Raw genomic sequence first — 15,925 nt, forward strand, 5'->3', positions numbered from 1 at the left:
TTCCAGTATGCCGGGCGGGGGCCCCGGAGGGCCGGGCTTCGCTACGGAAACCCGGGCCGTCCACTCCGGCGTGGCGGACTTCGTCCGTACGAGCTCCTCGGCGCGGGCCGGAGATCAGTGGGACTCGACCGGGGGAGCGGAGACCGCGCGCTGGTCGGGGCCGTTGTAGACGCCGAGCGGGCGGATCAGCGCGTTGTGTTCCAGCTGCTCGCTGATGTGGGCGGTCCACCCGGTGATCCGGCTCATCACGAAGATCGGGGTGAAGGCCGCGATGTCGAAACCCATCAGGTGGTACGCGAGGCCGGCGGGGTAGTCCAGGTTGGGGTGGATGTCCCTGCGGCTGATCATGGCGTGGCGGAGCGCCGTGTGCAGGGTGGCCAGCCGGGTCACGTCCGGGTCGCCCGAACGCGCCACCAGCCGGTCGGCGGCCTCCTGCATGATCGGTACGCGGGAGTCGCCGTGCCGGTAGACGCGGTGGCCGAACCCCATGATCTTCCGCCCGGCCGCCAGCGCCTCGTCCAGCCACTCCTCCGCCCGGTCCGGATCGCCGATCTCGGTGAGCATGTGCATCACGGCCTCGTTCGCCCCGCCGTGCAGCGGACCCTTCAGCGCCCCGATCGCCGCCGTCACCGCGCTGTAGAGGTCGGAGAGGGTGGAGGTGACGACCCGGGCGGTGAACGTCGACGCGTTGAAGCTGTGTTCGGCGTAGAGGATCAGCGACACCTCGAAGCAGCGCACCACCCCCCGGTCCGGCACACTCCCGAAACACATGTGGAAGAAGTTCTCCGCGTACCCGAGCGAGGGATCGGGCGCCACGGGGGCGAGCCCGTGCCGCCGCCGGTGGTCGGCCGCCACGACGACCGGCAGCCGGGCCAGCAGGGCGAGCGACTTGGCGTGATGGGCGGCGGTGCTGCCGTCCTCCTCGGTCGGGTCCTCGGAGCCGAAGAAGCTCACCGCCGTCCGCAGCACGTCCATCGGGTGGCAGGTCTCCGGCAGCCGGGGCGCGGACGAGGTTGGCGGCCATCGGGCCGCCCATGTGGCCGAGGCCGACGAATGCGACGGTCGTGGTGGTCACCAGGGCACCTCCTGCGGTGAGTCGTCTGCGGCGAGGGAAAGCCCCTCGTCGCCGGTAGGAGCGAAGTACCGGGCCACGTCCGCGTCGGTGACCTCCACCAGCGTGGCGGGCGACCAACGGGGTGTCCGGTCCTTGTCGATCACCTGGGCCCGGATGCCCTCCACCAGGTCGGGCGAGGTCAGGGCCGCGCACGAGACGCGGTACTCCTGCTCCAGCACCCTTTCCAGCGGGCCGAGTTCACGCGCCCGGCGCAGCGAGGCGAGCGTGACCTTCAGCGCGGTCGGCGACCGTCCGAGGATCGTGGCGGCGGCCTCGCCGGCCGCCGGCGCGTCGGAGCCGAGCAGCCTCTCCACGATCTCCTCGACCGTGTCGGCCGCGTAGCAGTGGTCGATCCAGGCCCGGGCGGCCTCCAGCGTGCCGGCGGGCGCGTCCCGGACGTGGTGGCGCAGGACCGCGCCGGGCGGTCCGGTCCGCAGCTCGGCGAGGAACGCGGGCAGCTCGTCCACCGGTACGAAGTGGTCGGCCAGCCCGCACAGCAGAGCGTCCCGGGCCCCCACCACCGCACCCGTCAGGGCGAGATGGGTGCCCAGCTCGCCGGGGGCCAGCGCCAGCAGACAGGTGCCGCCGACATCCGGCACGAAGCCGATCCCGGTCTCCGGCATGGCCACCTTGGACCGCTCGGTGACGATCCGGACGCTGCCGTGCGCCGAGACGCCGACCCCGCCGCCCATCACGATACCGTCCATGACCGCCACGTACGGCTTCGGATAGCGGGCGATCCGGGCGTCGAGCCGGTACTCGTCGCGCCAGAACGCGGCCGAGGCCTTGCCGCCGACGCGGGCGTCCTCGTAGATGGACCGGATGTCGCCGCCCGCACACAGGCCGCGCTCCCCGGCTCCGGTGATGACGACGGTGGCCACCTCGGGGTCGCGCTCCCACCGGTCCAGGGCCGCCGCGATCGTCCCCACCATCGCGTGGGTGAGCGCGTTGAGCGCCTTCGGCCGGTTCAGGGTCAACACCCCCGTGCTTCCCTCGGTACGCACCCGTACGAGCTCCTCGGTCATCGCAGGGCTCCCGTCAGGCTCCGGGCCACAATGACGCGCATGATCTCGTTGGTCCCTTCCAGGATCTGGTGGACCCGCAGGTCCCGCACGATCTTCTCGATGCCGTACTCGGCCAGATAGCCGTAGCCGCCGTGGAGCTGGAGCGCCCGGTCGGCCACCGAGTAGCCGGTGTCGGTGGCGAAGCGCTTGGCCATCGCGCACAACTCCGGTGCCCCGCCCACCTTCCGGTCCAGCGCCTCGGCGGCCTGCCGCACCAGGGCCCGGGCGGCGGTGAGTTCGGTCGCCATGTCGGCCAGCCGGAACTGCAGCGCCTGCGCGTCCAGCAGCCGGGCCCCGAACGCCTCCCGGTCCGCGAGATGGGCCAGGGAGCGGTCCAGCGCGCTCTGCGCCCCGCCCAACGAGCAGGCCGCGATGCCGAGCCGGCCGCCGTTCAGGCCGTTCATCGCGATCCGGAAGCCCTCGCCCTCGGCGCCGAGCAGCCGGTCGGCCGGGATGCGCACCCCGTCCAGCACGACCTGCCGAGTGGGCTGCGCGTTCCACCCCATCTTCCTCTCGTCGGCCCCGAACGAGAGCCCCGGGTCGCCCCGTTCGACGAGGAACGCGGAGATCCCGCCGGGCCCGCTGTCGCCGGTGCGGGCCAGCACGATGTAGAGGTGCGCGGCGCCCGCCCCGGAGATGAACTGCTTCGTCCCCGTCAGTACGTAGTGGTCGCCGTCGCGCACCGCGCGGGTGCGCAGTGCGGCCGCGTCGGAGCCCGCGCCCGGTTCGGTCAGGCAGTAGCTGCCCAGTTGCTCCATGGTGCACAGCTCCGGCAGATACCGGCCGCGCTGCGCCTCGGAGCCGTAGCGGTCGACCATCCAGGCGACCATGTTGTGGATCGAGAGGTAGCCCGCCACCGACGGGCAGCCGGTGGCCAGGGCCTCGAAGACGAGGACCCCGTCGGAGCGGGACAGCCCGGAGCCGCCCACGTCCTCCCGTACGTACACGCCCCCGAGGCCGAGCCCCGCCGCCTTGCGCAGGACGTCGACGGGGAAGCGCTTGTCCTGATCCCAGGCCACGGCGTGCGGGGCCAGATGCTCCTGGGCGAAGTCGAGTGTCGTCTCGACGACCGCGAGCTGGTCGTCGCTGAGCAGGGTGGTCACAGCGTTCACCCCATGGTCGGAATCGTGAAGCTCGCGCCGTCCCGGATACCGGAGGCGGGCCAGCGCGAGGTGACGGTCTTGGTGCGGGTGTAGAAGCGGATGGCGTCCGGCCCGTGCTGGTTCAGGTCCCCGAAACCGGACCGCTTCCAGCCGCCGAACGTGTGGTACGCCACCGGCACCGGGATCGGCACGTTCACGCCGACCATGCCCGTGTCGACCCGCCGGGTGAAGTCGCGGGCGATGTCACCGTCCCGGGTGAAGAGGGCCACGCCGTTGCCGTACGGGTGCTCCGAGGTCAGCCGCAGCGCCTCCTCGTAGTCCGCCGCGCGGACCACGGAGAGCACCGGGCCGAAGATCTCCTCCTGGTAGATCCGCATGTCCGGGGTGACCCGGTCGAAGAGCGAGGTCCCGGCGAAGAACCCCTCCTCGTGCCTCTCCAGGGTGAAGTCCCGCCCGTCCACGACCAGTTCGGCGCCCTCCTCGACACCGAGGTCGACATAGCCGCGCACCCGGTCCACCGCGTCGCGGCCCACCAGCGGCCCGAAGTCGGCGTCCGGGTCGTCCGAACGGCCGATCCGCAGCTCGGCGATCCGCTCGGTGAGCCTGGCCACCAGCGCGTCGGCGGTCTCCTCACCGACCGGAACGGCCACCGAGATCGCCATGCACCGCTCACCCGCCGAGCCGTAACCGGCACCGATCAGCGCGTCCACCGCCTGGTCCAGGTCGGCGTCCGGCATCACGATCATGTGGTTCTTCGCCCCGCCGAAGCACTGCGCCCGCTTGCCGTGGGCGGCGGCGGTGGCGTAGATGTGCGCGGCGACCGGCGTCGAGCCGACGAAGCCGAGGGCTTTGACGCGCGGGTCCTCCAGCAGGGTGTCCACGGCCTCCTTGCCGCCGTTGACGACGTTCAGGACCCCGGGCGGAAGACCCGCCTCCAGGAACAGTTCCGCCAGCCGCAGCGGTACCGACGGGTCCCGCTCGGAAGGCTTGAGGATGAAGGCGTTTCCGCAGGCCAGAGCGGGCGCGGCCTTCCACAGCGGGATCATCGCCGGGAAGTTGAACGGGGTGATGTCCGCCACCACGCCGAGCGGCCGGCGCAGCGAGTGGACGTCGATCCCGGCCCCCGCGTTGTCGCTGAACTCGCCCTTCAGCAGATGCGGGACACCGGCGGCGAACTCCACCACGTCCAGCCCGCGCGCGAGGTCGCCGTGCGCGTCGGCCACGGTCTTGCCGTGCTCCGAGGAGAGCAGCCGGGCCAGCGAGTGCTTCTCCCTCTCGACCAGCTGGAGGAAGCGCGGCAGCACGCGCGCCCGGCGCTGCGGGTTCCACTCGCCCCACTCGACCTGCGCCTGGGCCGCGTCGGCCATCGCAGCCTCGGTCTCGGACCGGCCGGCCAGTGGCACCCGGGCCTGGACCCGGCCGGTGTTGGGGGCGTGGACATCACCGTACGTGCCCGAGGTGCCGGGTGTGTGCTTGCCGCCGATGAAATGGGTGAGTTCGCGGACCATGGAAACCTGCTCTCGTCGGTGAGATCGTCAGGAGAGATCCGGAGATGGCGCACGGGCCCCACCACCCAGGCCGCACCGGTCGGGTACGCGCGGGGCGTGGCAGGGCTCGCCGTCGGGGGACGCGAAGGGCGGGGGCCGTCAGGGGGCGGGAAGAACCGCTCGCCGGGACGGGCCTGCGGGGCCGTGGGTGCGGACCTGTGCCCTGCGTGTCTGCTCCATCCTCGTGGAAACACGGAAGATCCCGCGGCCGGTATCCTGGCTCCCGGATCAGCGCGCGCCCTCATGCCTTCCCGACGGCGCCTGCACCGTCAGTGGCGTGTCCTGCGAGGACGAACTCCCCGGTCACAGTGGCGGGACCGCGCCGGAATCGCACCGGCTTCCCTGACACCACGGACCTTGAGGGTGTCCGGCTGTACGCCGGTCACCCCGCTCCTCACGAACATATAGTTGGACGTCCTAGTAAGTCCACCCCGCCCGGTCCACGTCGTGTAGAAGCCGGTCGGCGGCGACGAGGCCGGGCCGCATAGGGTCGGTGGCGTGCGCACCCGGGTCCTCGGGGGCGCGCGCAGGGACGAAGCAGGAAGAACGGCTGACATGAGCGACGCACCACGCCACATCCTCGTCATCGGCATGGGAGCCGGCGACCCCGACCACCTGACCCTCGCCGCGGTGAAGGCGATGCGCGGGGCACAGGTCTTCTTCGTCCTCGGCAAGGGCCGGGAGAAGGAGTCCCTGACCCGGCTGCGGCGGGACATCCTGGCGGAGCACCTCACCGGCCCCTACCGGGTCGTGGAGGCCGAGGACCCCTGGCGGGACCGCACCCAGGACGACCGGGGGCGCTACACGTCGGCGGTGCACGACTGGCGGCACCGCCGCGCCGACATCTGCGAGCGCCTGATCATCGAGGAGCTGGCGCCGGGGGAGTGCGGGGCCTTCCTGGTGTGGGGCGACCCGTCCCTGTACGACAGCACCCTGGCGATCCTGGAGGACATCCGGGCCCGCGGCACGGTGGAGTTCGACCATGAGGTGGTCCCCGGGATCAGCAGCGTCTCCGCGCTCGCCGCCCGTCACCGCACCTCCCTGAACCAGGTCGGCCGCCCCATCCACATCACCCCCGGCCGACGGCTCGCCGAGGGGTTCCCGGACGACGACGGCGACATCGTGGTGATGCTCGACGGTCATGAGAGCTTCACCCATCTGACGGGCAGAGGGCTGTGGATCTACTGGGGCGCCTACATCGGCACCCCGGACGAGATCCTGGTCTCCGGACCGCTCGACGAGGTCGCCGGGCGGATCAGCCGGGTGCGTGCCGAGGCCCGCGAACGGCACGGCTGGATCATGGACACGTATCTGCTGCGCCACCGGCCGGAGGGCACCGACGCCCCGGACGCCCAGGGCGGCTCCGGTCAGTCGAGGTAGTGCGCGCGTCCCTGGTCGTCGAGGCCCACGGACCCTCGGGGATGACGCAGAACTCGTTGCCCTCGGGGTCGGCGGCGTCGACGACGAGTGCGGTGATCTGCGGGGGTGCGTCTGCCATGCCGCGATTCTCTCCTCTGCGGCCGACGTCCGGCAGCCGCACCTCGTCGTCGCTCCCGACCGGAGATCAGCTGCGGGACTCGTGCGCCCGGATCACGCCGAGCCCGTGGCCGAGGCTCGGGCACTCGGCGGTCAGGTCGTTCCCCCGCACCAGATAGTCGTGCACGCGCCCGTCCGCGGGCCGCTCGACCGCTCGGTACAAGGTGCCGTTCACGGTGATCGTCCAGTCGTCGCCGTCCTGGGCCCACCCGACTGTCTTCTTCATATCGCGCTTCCCTCACTCGTCGCCGCCGCCGGTCGGCGGCCGGGTATTGGCAAGAAGAACGGCCTGTGACGCTCGGTGGTTCCGGCTCGCCTACGCCATTCGGTTACATCTGGGTCACCATGCCCGCACGAATTGACCGGAAGTCAGCGAAGGGGCGAAGAACGGCGGAACAGGGTGCGGTGAGGGGATGAGCGCCGCCTGCCCGGGGCCGGATCTTGCCAGGATGCCGATCCGGTCCCGGGCAGTGATGCAGGAGCGCCCGCTCCGCGCCCCTGTGCTGACCATTCGGCACCGGGGGCCGGTCCGGATTGGTCCGGGGGGCGCTCCGCGTCCTCTGTCACCCGTTCGGGTCGATGGCAGTTCCCGCCGTCGCCCCGACGGCCGCGCGCCGCACGTGGTCAGACGCGCAGGTGCGCGTAGTCGGGGAGTTCGATCGCATCCGCGGGAGGTGTGAACAGCTTGCCGGTCATCTGTCGTACGGGACCGGTGGTCGCCAGCCGGAGGGCGCCGTGCAGTGCGGCGATGCCGGCCCGGGTACGGGGGTTGGCCAGTCGTGGTGCTCCCGGAGGGAGGGCCTGCGCCTTGGCCACGTAGGGGCGCATGATCCGCTCGTACCCGGCGAACGCGTCACGGTGGTGGACGTGTGCGGCGAGCTCTCCGGCGAGCACGTAGGCGCCGGTGAGGGCAAGGCTGGTCCCCATGCCGCTGATGGGCGAAGCGCAGTACGCCGCGTCACCGAGCAGGGCCGCGCGTCCCCGCGACCACGTGGCGGAGTGGACCTGGCCGACATGCTCGAAGTAGAAGTCGCGGGTCCGGCGCAGCTCCTCGACGACGCGGGGAGCGAGCCATCCGGCGTCGGCGAACACATGGGCCAGCAGGTCTCGCTGGGACGCGTCGTCGAGGTCCTCGTAGCCGCGGGGAGGGCTGAGGAAGGACAGCGTCGCGCGGATCGTGCCGTGGCGGTCGGGGCGCAGGTTCACGGCTCGCCCACCGGGGGCCGAGTACCAGCGCCACCAGTCCGTGTCCTCGGTCTCGCGGGGGATGGTGAAGTAGGCCGTGTAGAGCCCCTTGGAGGTGATCTTCGCGGCGTCGCCCACGATGAGCGGCCGGGTCGACGAACGCATGCCGTCGGCGGCGATGACGAGGTCGAAGTCCTCTCGGCCGCCGCCGGCGAAGGTCACCTCTACGCGGTCGCCGTCGTCGCGCAGCCCTGCGATGGAATCGCCGAAGCGGTATTCCGCGTCCTCTCGGGTGTGTTCGACCAGGAGGCGGGCGAGATCGCCGCGCAGGATCTCCAGTTGCGCGGTCCAGCCGTCGCTGTCCGCGGTCCCGGCGGGGAACTGGGCGCGTGTCCTGCCGTCCGCTCCGACGAAGCACGTGCCCAGCTCGCCGGTGTCGGCCGCGGCGATGGCGCTCTCGATCCCCATCATGCGGGTGACTTCGCGTCCCGCGCCCCGCACGTCGATGTTCTGCCCGGCGGTCCGCACCGCTCCCGCGCGCTCCACGACGACCGGCTGCCAGCCGTAACGGGCGAGCCAGTACGCCAGGGCGGGACCGGCAATGCTGGCGCCGCTGATGAGCACACGTTTCGGGCCGTTCTCCACAGGTGTCTCTCCTTGATCCGATGGTTGCGACAGACGCCATGAGACGCCGGGATCTCCCCGCCCTCGGACCGGCGCGGGGGTCAGCGGCCCTGAGCGCCCGTGGCCTCCTGCGCGTCCTCGACCGCTCCCGGAGCGCGTCCCGCAGGGGGCCCCACCGGCGTACGGGGTGCAGGACCACGTTCCGCCCGAAGAGCGTCTGTCCGTGCCGATCGCCCCTGCGCCATCTCGACGAACCACCAGGTCCCCGCCAGTACGAACGCCCACGGCAGCGTGTTGGTCACAGCCGCCGCCCAGGGCATCCCTCCGTGCACTCGCTCCAAGCCTGTCATCACGGCCCAGGCGGTCAGCAGTACGTACGTCACCCTCAGCCGCCGATGCTTGAACATACGCCTCCGGCTACCCAGGGCGATGCCGATCACGCCACGAAACGCCTACCGGCAGCGCCGGACCCCGGCACCGACCCGAGGTGGACCGGTCAGGGTCCGCAGCCCGTAACGGCCAGCAGACCCGCCTCCTGAGCCCGCAGCACGGCGCTGAGCCGGTCCGCCGCACCCAGTTTCCGGTAGACGGCGTGCAGGTGCTTGTGCACGGTACGCGGCGAGATGCCCAGGCGCCGGGCCAGGGAGTCGGCGGACAGGCCGGTGGCGAGCAGGTGCAGGACGTTCAGCTCACAAGCGGTCAGCGGCACCGTCAGGGACCGGTTGGCCCGCCGCCGGCGGTCCGTGCCCGAACCATCCCGCAGGGCGGCCAGGAGGGAGCGGTGGGCCGCCGCCGCCCTGAGCAACGGCTGCACCCGTGCGGCGTAGCGCAGGTCGTGCGGAGAGAAGTCCCGGCCCGACCGGTGCACCAGGAACCCGCTGACGTACGGGCCCGGCCCCGGGAACGGGATGCCGAGCATGTGCCGTGTGCCGAACGCCCGGCGCAGGGCGTCGGCCGCCGCGCTGTGCTGCCAGACCCGTGCCCCCGTGATACGGGCGGCGCTCTGCGGCGCCCAGTCGTCGCCGGACCCGTACCGGCCGGCGAAGGGGTACCCCTCGCGGATATGGCGCTGGACCACTTCGCCGGGACGGCGCTCCTGCTGCCCGGGCCGGGGCGTCCAGAGGGCGACCGTGCCCCGCTCACGCGTCCAGGGCTCCTCCTTGGACACGACCAGTGCTCCGTCGAGCGCCGTGAGCAGTTCCTCGGTGAGCAACGGCCAGATGTGGTCGGGGTCCTGGGTGTCCATCACCCCGACGGCCAGATCCAGCATCCGTGCGTGCCGATCCCGCATGACAGCTTCTCCCGAAAGCGCCCGTGGACAGTGCCTGTCCACGGTAACCCGGTGCTGTCCATACGTATTTCTCCCCATGGCCGGGCAGCCCGGTCCGCGCCACCATCGGTCCACGGCGTCGTGTCGCCGTCGCGGTGCCGCGGTACGCGCCGGTGCGCCCGTCGCCGCCGGCTGTCCCGGCGTCGTCGCGCCCACCGCGACGGCCGTCGAGCACCACCGGGTGCGACGCACTGCTTCACCGTGCTCAACGGGGTCGAGCACGGCGAGCAGGAGCCGGCGGTCCGCTCGCGTACCTGCTTCACGGGGCAGGACGCGGGCGACCGGGCCGGCGTCCCTCCCGCGTCTCACATCACCGTCCGAAGGGTGAACAACGGTGTGCGCCCGGCGGTCGCCCCCCTAGGCTGACCGGGCAGCTGGTTCGCCCTGTCCGCCAGGCGGGGTGTCGTAAGAGGGAACCCGGTGGGAATCCGGGACTGCCCCGCAGCGGTGAGTGGGAACGACCGCCGTCATACGCACTGGGCCCGGCCGGGTCTGGGAAGCGACGGCCAGTAGGTGTCTACCCCGGCAGGCGTGCCCGCGAGTCCGAAGACCTGCCCGTTGCCCGCACGCGACCGTTCGCGTGCGGAGTTCCCGGTGACCTCGTGGGCGGGTCGGCGTACCTTCGGGTGGACGGACACGGTCGACGTGTCGCGTCTGCGCCCGATGTGTCACCCCTTCGCGTCCGCGTCCCGACCCGGGATCAGCTGGAGACACGCTCGCGAAGGAGAGTCACGTGACAGCGAAGCCCGCAGCCGCGGCAGCACGGGCCACCGTGTACGGCTACCCCCGCCAGGGGCGCAACCGTGAACTGAAGAAGGCCGTCGAGGGCTACTGGAAGGGCCGCGTCGACGCGGACACCCTCCGCCGGACCGCCGCCGACCTGCGCCGGGGAACCTGGCAGCAGCTCGCCGAGGCCCAAGTCCACGAGGTGCCGACCGGTGATTTCTCGTACTACGACCACGTCCTGGACACCAGTGTCATGGTCGGTGCTGTCCCCGAACGGCACCGCGAGGCGGTCCGTACCGACGCTCTCGACAGCTACTTCGCCATGGCCCGGGGTACGCAGGACGTCGCGCCGCTGGAGATGACCAAGTGGTTCGACACCAACTACCACTACCTGGTGCCCGAGCTGGGCCCGGACACGCAGTTCACCGCCGACTCCACCAAGCAGGTCGCCGAACTCGCGGAAGCCCTCGCGCAGGGCCACGCCCCGCGCCCGGTCCTCGTCGGTCCCGTCACCTACCTCCTGCTCGCCAAGGCGGCCCCCGGAGTGGCCGCCGGCTTCGAGCCGCTGACCCTGCTGGACCGGCTGCTGCCGGTGTACGCCGAGGTCCTCGCCGACCTCCGGGCCGCGGGCGCCGCCTGGGTACAGCTGGACGAGCCCGCCCTCGTCCAGGACCGTACCCCGGCCGAGCTGAACGCCGCCGCCCGCGCCTACCGCGAGCTCGGCGGCCTCACCGACCGCTCCAAGCTGCTGGTCGCCTCCTACTTCGGGCGGCTCGGCGAGGCACTGCCGGTGCTCGCCAAGTCGCCGGTCGAAGGTCTGGCGCTGGACTTCACCGAGTCCGGCGCGGGCAACCTCGCCGACCTCGCGGCTGCGGGCGGACTGCCCGGCAAGCGGCTGGTCGCGGGCGTCGTCAACGGCCGCAACGTCTGGATCAACGACTACGAGAAGTCCCTCGCCACCCTCGGCACGCTCCTCGGCCTCGCCGACCACGTCGACGTCTCCGCCTCGTCCTCCCTGTTGCACGTCCCGCTGGACGCCCGGGCCGAGCAGGACATCGACCCGCAGATCGCGCGCTGGCTCGCCTTCGCCCGGCAGAAGACCGAGGAGATCGTCGTCCTGGCGCGCGGCCTGTCCGCCGGCACCGACGCGATCACCGCCGAACTGGCCGCCAACCGGGCCGACCTGGCCTCCCGCGCCGACGCCGTCATCACCCGCGACCCGGCCGTCCGGGCCCGTACGGCGGCGATCACCGACGCCGACGGCCGCCGCTCCCAGCCGTACGCCGGACGCGCCGCCGCCCAGCGCGCCCACCTCGGGCTGCCGCTGCTGCCGACCACCACGATCGGCTCGTTCCCGCAGACCACCGAACTGCGCACCGCGCGTGCGGACCTGCGGGCCGGACGGATCGACGAGGCCGGGTACGAGGAGCGCATCAAGGACGAGATCCGCGAGGTCCTGTCCTTCCAGGAGGAGGCCGGACTCGACGTCCTGGTCCATGGTGAGCCCGAACGCAACGACATGGTGCAGTACTTCGCCGAGCAGCTCACCGGCTACCTCGCCACCCAGCACGGCTGGGTCCAGTCCTACGGCACCCGCTACGTCCGGCCGCCGGTCCTGGCCGGTGACATCTCGCGGCCCGAGCCGATGACGGTGCGCTGGACGGCGTACGCGCAGTCGCTGACCGAGCGCCCCGTCAAGGGCATGCTCACCGGCCCGGTCACCATGCTCGCCTGGTCCTTCGTCCGCGACGACCAGCCGCTCGGCGAGACCGCGCGCCAGGTGGCGCTCGCCCTGCGCGACGAGGTGAACGACTTGGAGGCGAACGGTACTTCGGTGATCCAGGTCGACGAGCCCGCACTGCGTGAGACGCTGCCGCTGCGGGCCGAGGAGCACGCCGCGTATCTGGAGTGGGCGACGGAGTCCTTCCGGCTCGCCACCACGGGGGTGCGGCCGGACACCCAGATCCACACCCACATGTGCTACGCGGAGTTCGGCGACATCGTCCAGGCCATCGACGACCTCGACGCCGACGTCATCAGCCTGGAGGCCGCCCGCTCCCACATGCAGGTCGCCCGCGAACTGGCCGCCCACGGCTACCCCCGCGAGGCCGGGCCCGGTGTCTATGACATCCACTCCCCGCGCATCCCGAGCACCGAGGAAACAGTGGCCTTGCTGCGCAAGGGACTTGAGGCCATCCCGGCGGCACGCCTGTGGGTGAACCCCGACTGCGGCCTGAAGACCCGGGGGTGGCCCGAGACCCGGACCTCCCTGGAGAACCTGGTCGCCGCCGCACGGCAGATCCGCGCGGAGCTGCCCACCGAAGCGGCATGATCCCACCCGGTGCGGGAGCGGCCGCCACCGCTCCCGCACCCGGGGCTCCCCGTCGCCGTACCCGTGACGGCTCGGCTCCGACTGCGTTCGACGGGACGGCAGTTCGGGCGCTCACCGATCGGTCCGGGCAGGTGGAGGGCGTTCCCCCGCACAGCCGGAGTTAGGTTAGCCTAACCAGCGAATCCCGGTGGTGGATCTTTCCATGACCGGTGTCGCCCCGCGCACGGGTGTTGCCATGACCTGCCGCGCACCCCGACCGAAGGGCTCCGCCATGCCGCGCTCCCCGGGCCTGCTGTCCGCCGAACTTCCCCTGGAGCGTGCGGGGTGAGCGCCGGTACGGGGGATCTCCTCGCGGGCGGTGCGCACGGACCGGGCCGCCTGCGCGCCCTGACCGAAGTCGTCCTGGACACCCTGGAGACCGCCGCCCGGGCCCGGGGCGGACCGCTGCCCGCCGGAGGACCGGACGCGGTGGCCCGGCGGACCGGCGCCCTCTGCGCACCGGTGCTGCCCGAGGAGGGCATCGGCGCCGAGGCCGCGCTCGCGGACCTGGTGCGTGCGGTCGCCGAGGGAGCCGCCGACCCGGCCGACCCCGCGTGCGTCGCCCATCTGCACTGCCCGCCGCTCGCCGTGGCGGTCGCGGCGGAGCTGGCGGGGGCGGCCCTCAACCCGTCCATGGACTCCTGGGACCAGGCGCCGGCCGCCGGGGTGATCGAGGAGCTGACCACGGCCGCCCTGGCCCGGCTCGTCCACCCGGACGCCCCCGCACCGGACGCCCTCATCACCAGCGGCGGCACCGAGTCCAACCTGGTCGCCCTGCTGCTCGCCCGGGAACGGGCGGCGCCCGGCCCTCTGCGTGTGGTGACCGGGGCCAACGCCCACCACAGCGTGCACCGCGCCGCCTGGATGCTCGGCCTCCCCGCCCCCACCGTCGTCGCCTGCCACGACGGCCGCATCGACCCCGCCGCCCTCGACCGCACCCTGGCCGGCCTCGACGGCGGCCCGGTCCTGGTCGTCGCCACCGCCGGGACCACCGACGAGGGGCGCATCGACCCGCTCCCCGAGATCGCCCGGATCGCGGAACGGTACGACGCCGAACTCCACGTCGACGCGGCGTACGGCGGGCCCCTGTTGTTCAGCGAGCGCCTGGCGCCCCGGCTGGCGGGACTCGATCGCGCCGTCTCCGTGACGTTCGACCTGCACAAGCTCGGCTGGCAGCCGGTCGCCGCCGGGGTGCTGGCCGTCGCGGACACCGGCCTGCTCGCACCGCTGTCCCTGCGCACCGACTACCTCAACGCCGACGACGACACCGAGGCCGGGCTCCCCGACCTGCTCGGCCGCTCGATCCGCACCACCCGGCGCCCCGACGCCCTGAAGATCGCGGTCACCTTCCGGGCGCTGGGACGCCGTGGACTGAGCGAACTGGTGGAGCACTGCGTAACTACGGCGGAGGAGTTCGCCCGCGCCCTCGACGCGCGGCCCGCACTGCGCCGCCGGCCCGGTGAGATCGGGATCAGCACCGTGCTGTTCCGGCCGGTGGTGGCCGACGCGCTGGAACCGGAGGCCGGGGACGCCGTCGTCGCCGAGGTCCGCCGCACGCTGCTGATGGACGGACGGGCCGTCCTCGGGCGAGCGGTGGCCGAGGACGGCGACGGGCGGCGCCGGCTCTGGCTCAAGGCCACGCTGCTGCACCCGGCCGCCGCGACGGCCGGCCTCCTGCCGCTGCTGGACCTCGTGACGGCGGCGGCACAGCGGGCGGCGGCCGAAGGGGGCGGCGGAGGCGATGGCGGCGATACCGGCGCCCCGGCGGCGGAAAGGCTGTCGCCATGACGTTGCCGATGCGCACGAACACCGTTGGAGGAACCCGATGACATCCGGACCGCGAACCCCGCCCCTCGATCTGCTGGGGGTGGGCGCAGGGCCCTTCAACCTCTCGCTCGCCGCACTCGCCGACGGCGTGCCCGGCCTGCGCAGCGCCTTCCACGAACAGCGCGCCGCCTTCCACTGGCACCCCGGGCTGCTCATCGAGGGCGCCACCCTCCAAGTCCCCTTTCTGGCGGATCTGGTGAGCCTGGTCGAGCCCACCAGCCCTTGGTGCTACCTCAATTACCTCAAGACCCGGCGCAGGCTCTTCCCGTTCTACTTCGCCGAGCGCTTCCACATCCACCGCACCGAGTTCGACAACTACCTGCGCTGGGTGAGCACCGAACTGCCCTCCACCCACTTCGGCCACCGTGTCGACGCGATCGCCTGGGACGCGGGAGCGGGTGCGTTCGCCGTCGACTTCACCCGGCTCGGCCCGGACGGCGAGGCTCTCGGCCCGGACGGCGAGGCTCTCGGCGGCGGGCTCACCCACGCCCGTAACCTCGCCCTCGGCGTCGGCACCGCGCCCCACATACCCGAGCCGCTGCGGGACCTGGCGGCGGACCCCGAGCCCCTCGTCCTGCACTCCGCCGACTACCTCACCCAGCGGGACCGGCTGCTCGCCGCCCGGCACATCACCGTCGTCGGCTCCGGGCAGTCGGGCGCCGAAGTCCTGCTGGACCTGCTGCGGTCGAGGCCCGAAGGCGCGGAAGGGCTCACCTGGCTCGCCCGTACCCCGGCCTTCGCACCCATGGAGTACAGCAAGATCGGCCTGGAACAGTTCACCCCGGACTACACGCGCTACTTCCACGGGCTCCCGCAGGCCACCCGGGACCGGCTGCTGCCCAGCCAGTGGCAGCTCTACAAGGGGGTCAGCGGGGACACCCTCGGGGACATCCACGACGAGCTGTACCGGCGCAGCCTCGGCGGCCAGTGGCCCGACGTCACCCTCACCCCCGGCATCGAGGTCACCGGTGCCTCCGTCACGGGGCGCGGCCGCATCGAACTGACCGTGGAACACGGCCAGCAGGAGGCCCGGGGCGGGCTGACGACGGACGCGGTGGTCCTCGCCACCGGGTACCGGGAGCGCCCCGTCGACGGGCTGCTCGCCGCGCTGGACCCGTACATCGTCCGCGACGACGCCGGCCGCCCCCAGGTCGACGAGGCCCAACGGCTGGTCCTGGCAACGGAGATCGACGGATCGGTCTTCGTGCAGAACGCGGAGCGGCACACCCACGGGGTCGGCGCCCCCGATCTGGGCCTGGCCGCCTGGCGTTCCGCCGTCATCATCAACGCGCTGACGGGCAAGGAGACCTACCCGCTGCCGGAGCGGACCGCCTTCACCACGTTCGGCCTCGGCGCGGACGACCGGAGCGGGGTGCCGGGCCGCACGGCGGAGGAGCGGCGGTAACGCCGCTGGGCCGCGCGGTGGGGTGCACCGTGCGGCCCAGGTGGGGTGTTGCCGGGGTTCAGCCCTTGCGGGTGTTGATCTCCTCGGTGAGCT

General features: G+C 72.5%; 10 protein-coding genes, 1 pseudogene and 2 riboswitches. Of the genes and pseudogenes, 4 read left to right on the plus strand and 7 right to left on the minus strand.

The window, feature by feature from the left end; all coding sequences use genetic code 11:
• Nucleotides 1–114 precede the first annotated feature (114 nt).
• The 4 genes and pseudogenes from ACIQAK_RS32295 to ACIQAK_RS32310 all read right to left on the minus strand — a co-directional run.
• Nucleotides 115–999 (minus strand): annotated as a pseudogene (locus tag ACIQAK_RS32295) (citrate/2-methylcitrate synthase); the annotation flags it as partial.
• A 72-nt stretch (nucleotides 1,000–1,071) separates the two neighbouring features.
• Nucleotides 1,072–2,139 carry an enoyl-CoA hydratase/isomerase family protein gene (locus tag ACIQAK_RS32300; RefSeq protein WP_366390116.1) on the minus strand — a complete coding sequence of 356 codons (1,068 nt, stop codon included), beginning with the start codon at nucleotides 2,137–2,139 and terminating at the stop codon, nucleotides 1,072–1,074.
• Nucleotides 2,136–3,290, minus strand: a complete 1,155-nt coding sequence (locus tag ACIQAK_RS32305; protein ID WP_366390117.1) for an acyl-CoA dehydrogenase family protein — start codon at nucleotides 3,288–3,290, stop codon at nucleotides 2,136–2,138. The genes ACIQAK_RS32300 and ACIQAK_RS32305 overlap by 4 nt, the downstream gene beginning before the upstream one ends.
• Nucleotides 3,287–4,789 (minus strand): CoA-acylating methylmalonate-semialdehyde dehydrogenase, encoded by a 1,503-nt coding sequence (locus ACIQAK_RS32310; protein ID WP_366390118.1) that lies wholly within the window; start codon nucleotides 4,787–4,789, stop codon nucleotides 3,287–3,289. The genes ACIQAK_RS32305 and ACIQAK_RS32310 overlap by 4 nt, the downstream gene beginning before the upstream one ends.
• Nucleotides 4,790–5,016: 227 nt before the next feature.
• Nucleotides 5,017–5,196: riboswitch (cobalamin riboswitch) on the minus strand.
• Between the two features lie 187 nt (nucleotides 5,197–5,383).
• On the opposite strand from ACIQAK_RS32310, the gene cobF reads away from it, so the two are divergent.
• Nucleotides 5,384–6,208 (plus strand): precorrin-6A synthase (deacetylating), encoded by an 825-nt coding sequence (cobF, locus tag ACIQAK_RS32315; RefSeq protein WP_366390119.1) that lies wholly within the window; start codon nucleotides 5,384–5,386, stop codon nucleotides 6,206–6,208.
• 184 nt (nucleotides 6,209–6,392) lie between these two features.
• Here the strand turns inward: cobF and ACIQAK_RS32320 are convergent, their stop codons facing one another.
• The 3 genes from ACIQAK_RS32320 to ACIQAK_RS32330 all read right to left on the minus strand — a co-directional run bounded on the left by ACIQAK_RS32320 (nucleotide 6,393) and on the right by ACIQAK_RS32330 (nucleotide 9,464).
• The gene (locus ACIQAK_RS32320) at nucleotides 6,393–6,590 is read right to left on the minus strand and encodes a hypothetical protein (protein ID WP_015612446.1); all 198 of its coding nucleotides are present in this window, start codon (nucleotides 6,588–6,590) and stop codon (nucleotides 6,393–6,395) included.
• Between the two features lie 398 nt (nucleotides 6,591–6,988).
• Nucleotides 6,989–8,194 carry an FAD-dependent monooxygenase gene (locus ACIQAK_RS32325; RefSeq protein WP_366390120.1) on the minus strand — a complete coding sequence of 402 codons (1,206 nt, stop codon included), beginning with the start codon at nucleotides 8,192–8,194 and terminating at the stop codon, nucleotides 6,989–6,991.
• 475 nt (nucleotides 8,195–8,669) lie between these two features.
• The gene (locus tag ACIQAK_RS32330) at nucleotides 8,670–9,464 is read right to left on the minus strand and encodes a LuxR C-terminal-related transcriptional regulator (protein ID WP_366390121.1); all 795 of its coding nucleotides are present in this window, start codon (nucleotides 9,462–9,464) and stop codon (nucleotides 8,670–8,672) included.
• 397 nt (nucleotides 9,465–9,861) lie between these two features.
• A riboswitch (cobalamin riboswitch) is annotated at nucleotides 9,862–10,077 on the plus strand.
• 159 nt (nucleotides 10,078–10,236) lie between these two features.
• Here ACIQAK_RS32330 and metE point away from each other — a divergent pair.
• The 3 genes from metE to ACIQAK_RS32345 all read left to right on the plus strand — a co-directional run bounded on the left by metE (nucleotide 10,237) and on the right by ACIQAK_RS32345 (nucleotide 15,832).
• The gene (metE, locus tag ACIQAK_RS32335; protein WP_366390122.1) at nucleotides 10,237–12,561 is read left to right on the plus strand and encodes a 5-methyltetrahydropteroyltriglutamate--homocysteine S-methyltransferase; all 2,325 of its coding nucleotides are present in this window, start codon (nucleotides 10,237–10,239) and stop codon (nucleotides 12,559–12,561) included.
• Nucleotides 12,562–12,885: 324 nt separating this feature from the next.
• A complete protein-coding gene (locus ACIQAK_RS32340; protein WP_366390123.1) occupies nucleotides 12,886–14,388 on the plus strand; it encodes an aminotransferase class V-fold PLP-dependent enzyme in 1,503 nt (500 codons plus the stop codon).
• A 37-nt stretch (nucleotides 14,389–14,425) separates the two neighbouring features.
• A complete protein-coding gene (locus ACIQAK_RS32345; protein WP_366390124.1) occupies nucleotides 14,426–15,832 on the plus strand; it encodes a SidA/IucD/PvdA family monooxygenase in 1,407 nt (468 codons plus the stop codon).
• The last annotated feature ends 93 nt before the right edge of the window (nucleotides 15,833–15,925 follow it).

Source organism: Streptomyces sp. NPDC088706 (assembly GCF_044752765.1).
GTDB lineage: Bacteria > Actinomycetota > Actinomycetes > Streptomycetales > Streptomycetaceae > Streptomyces.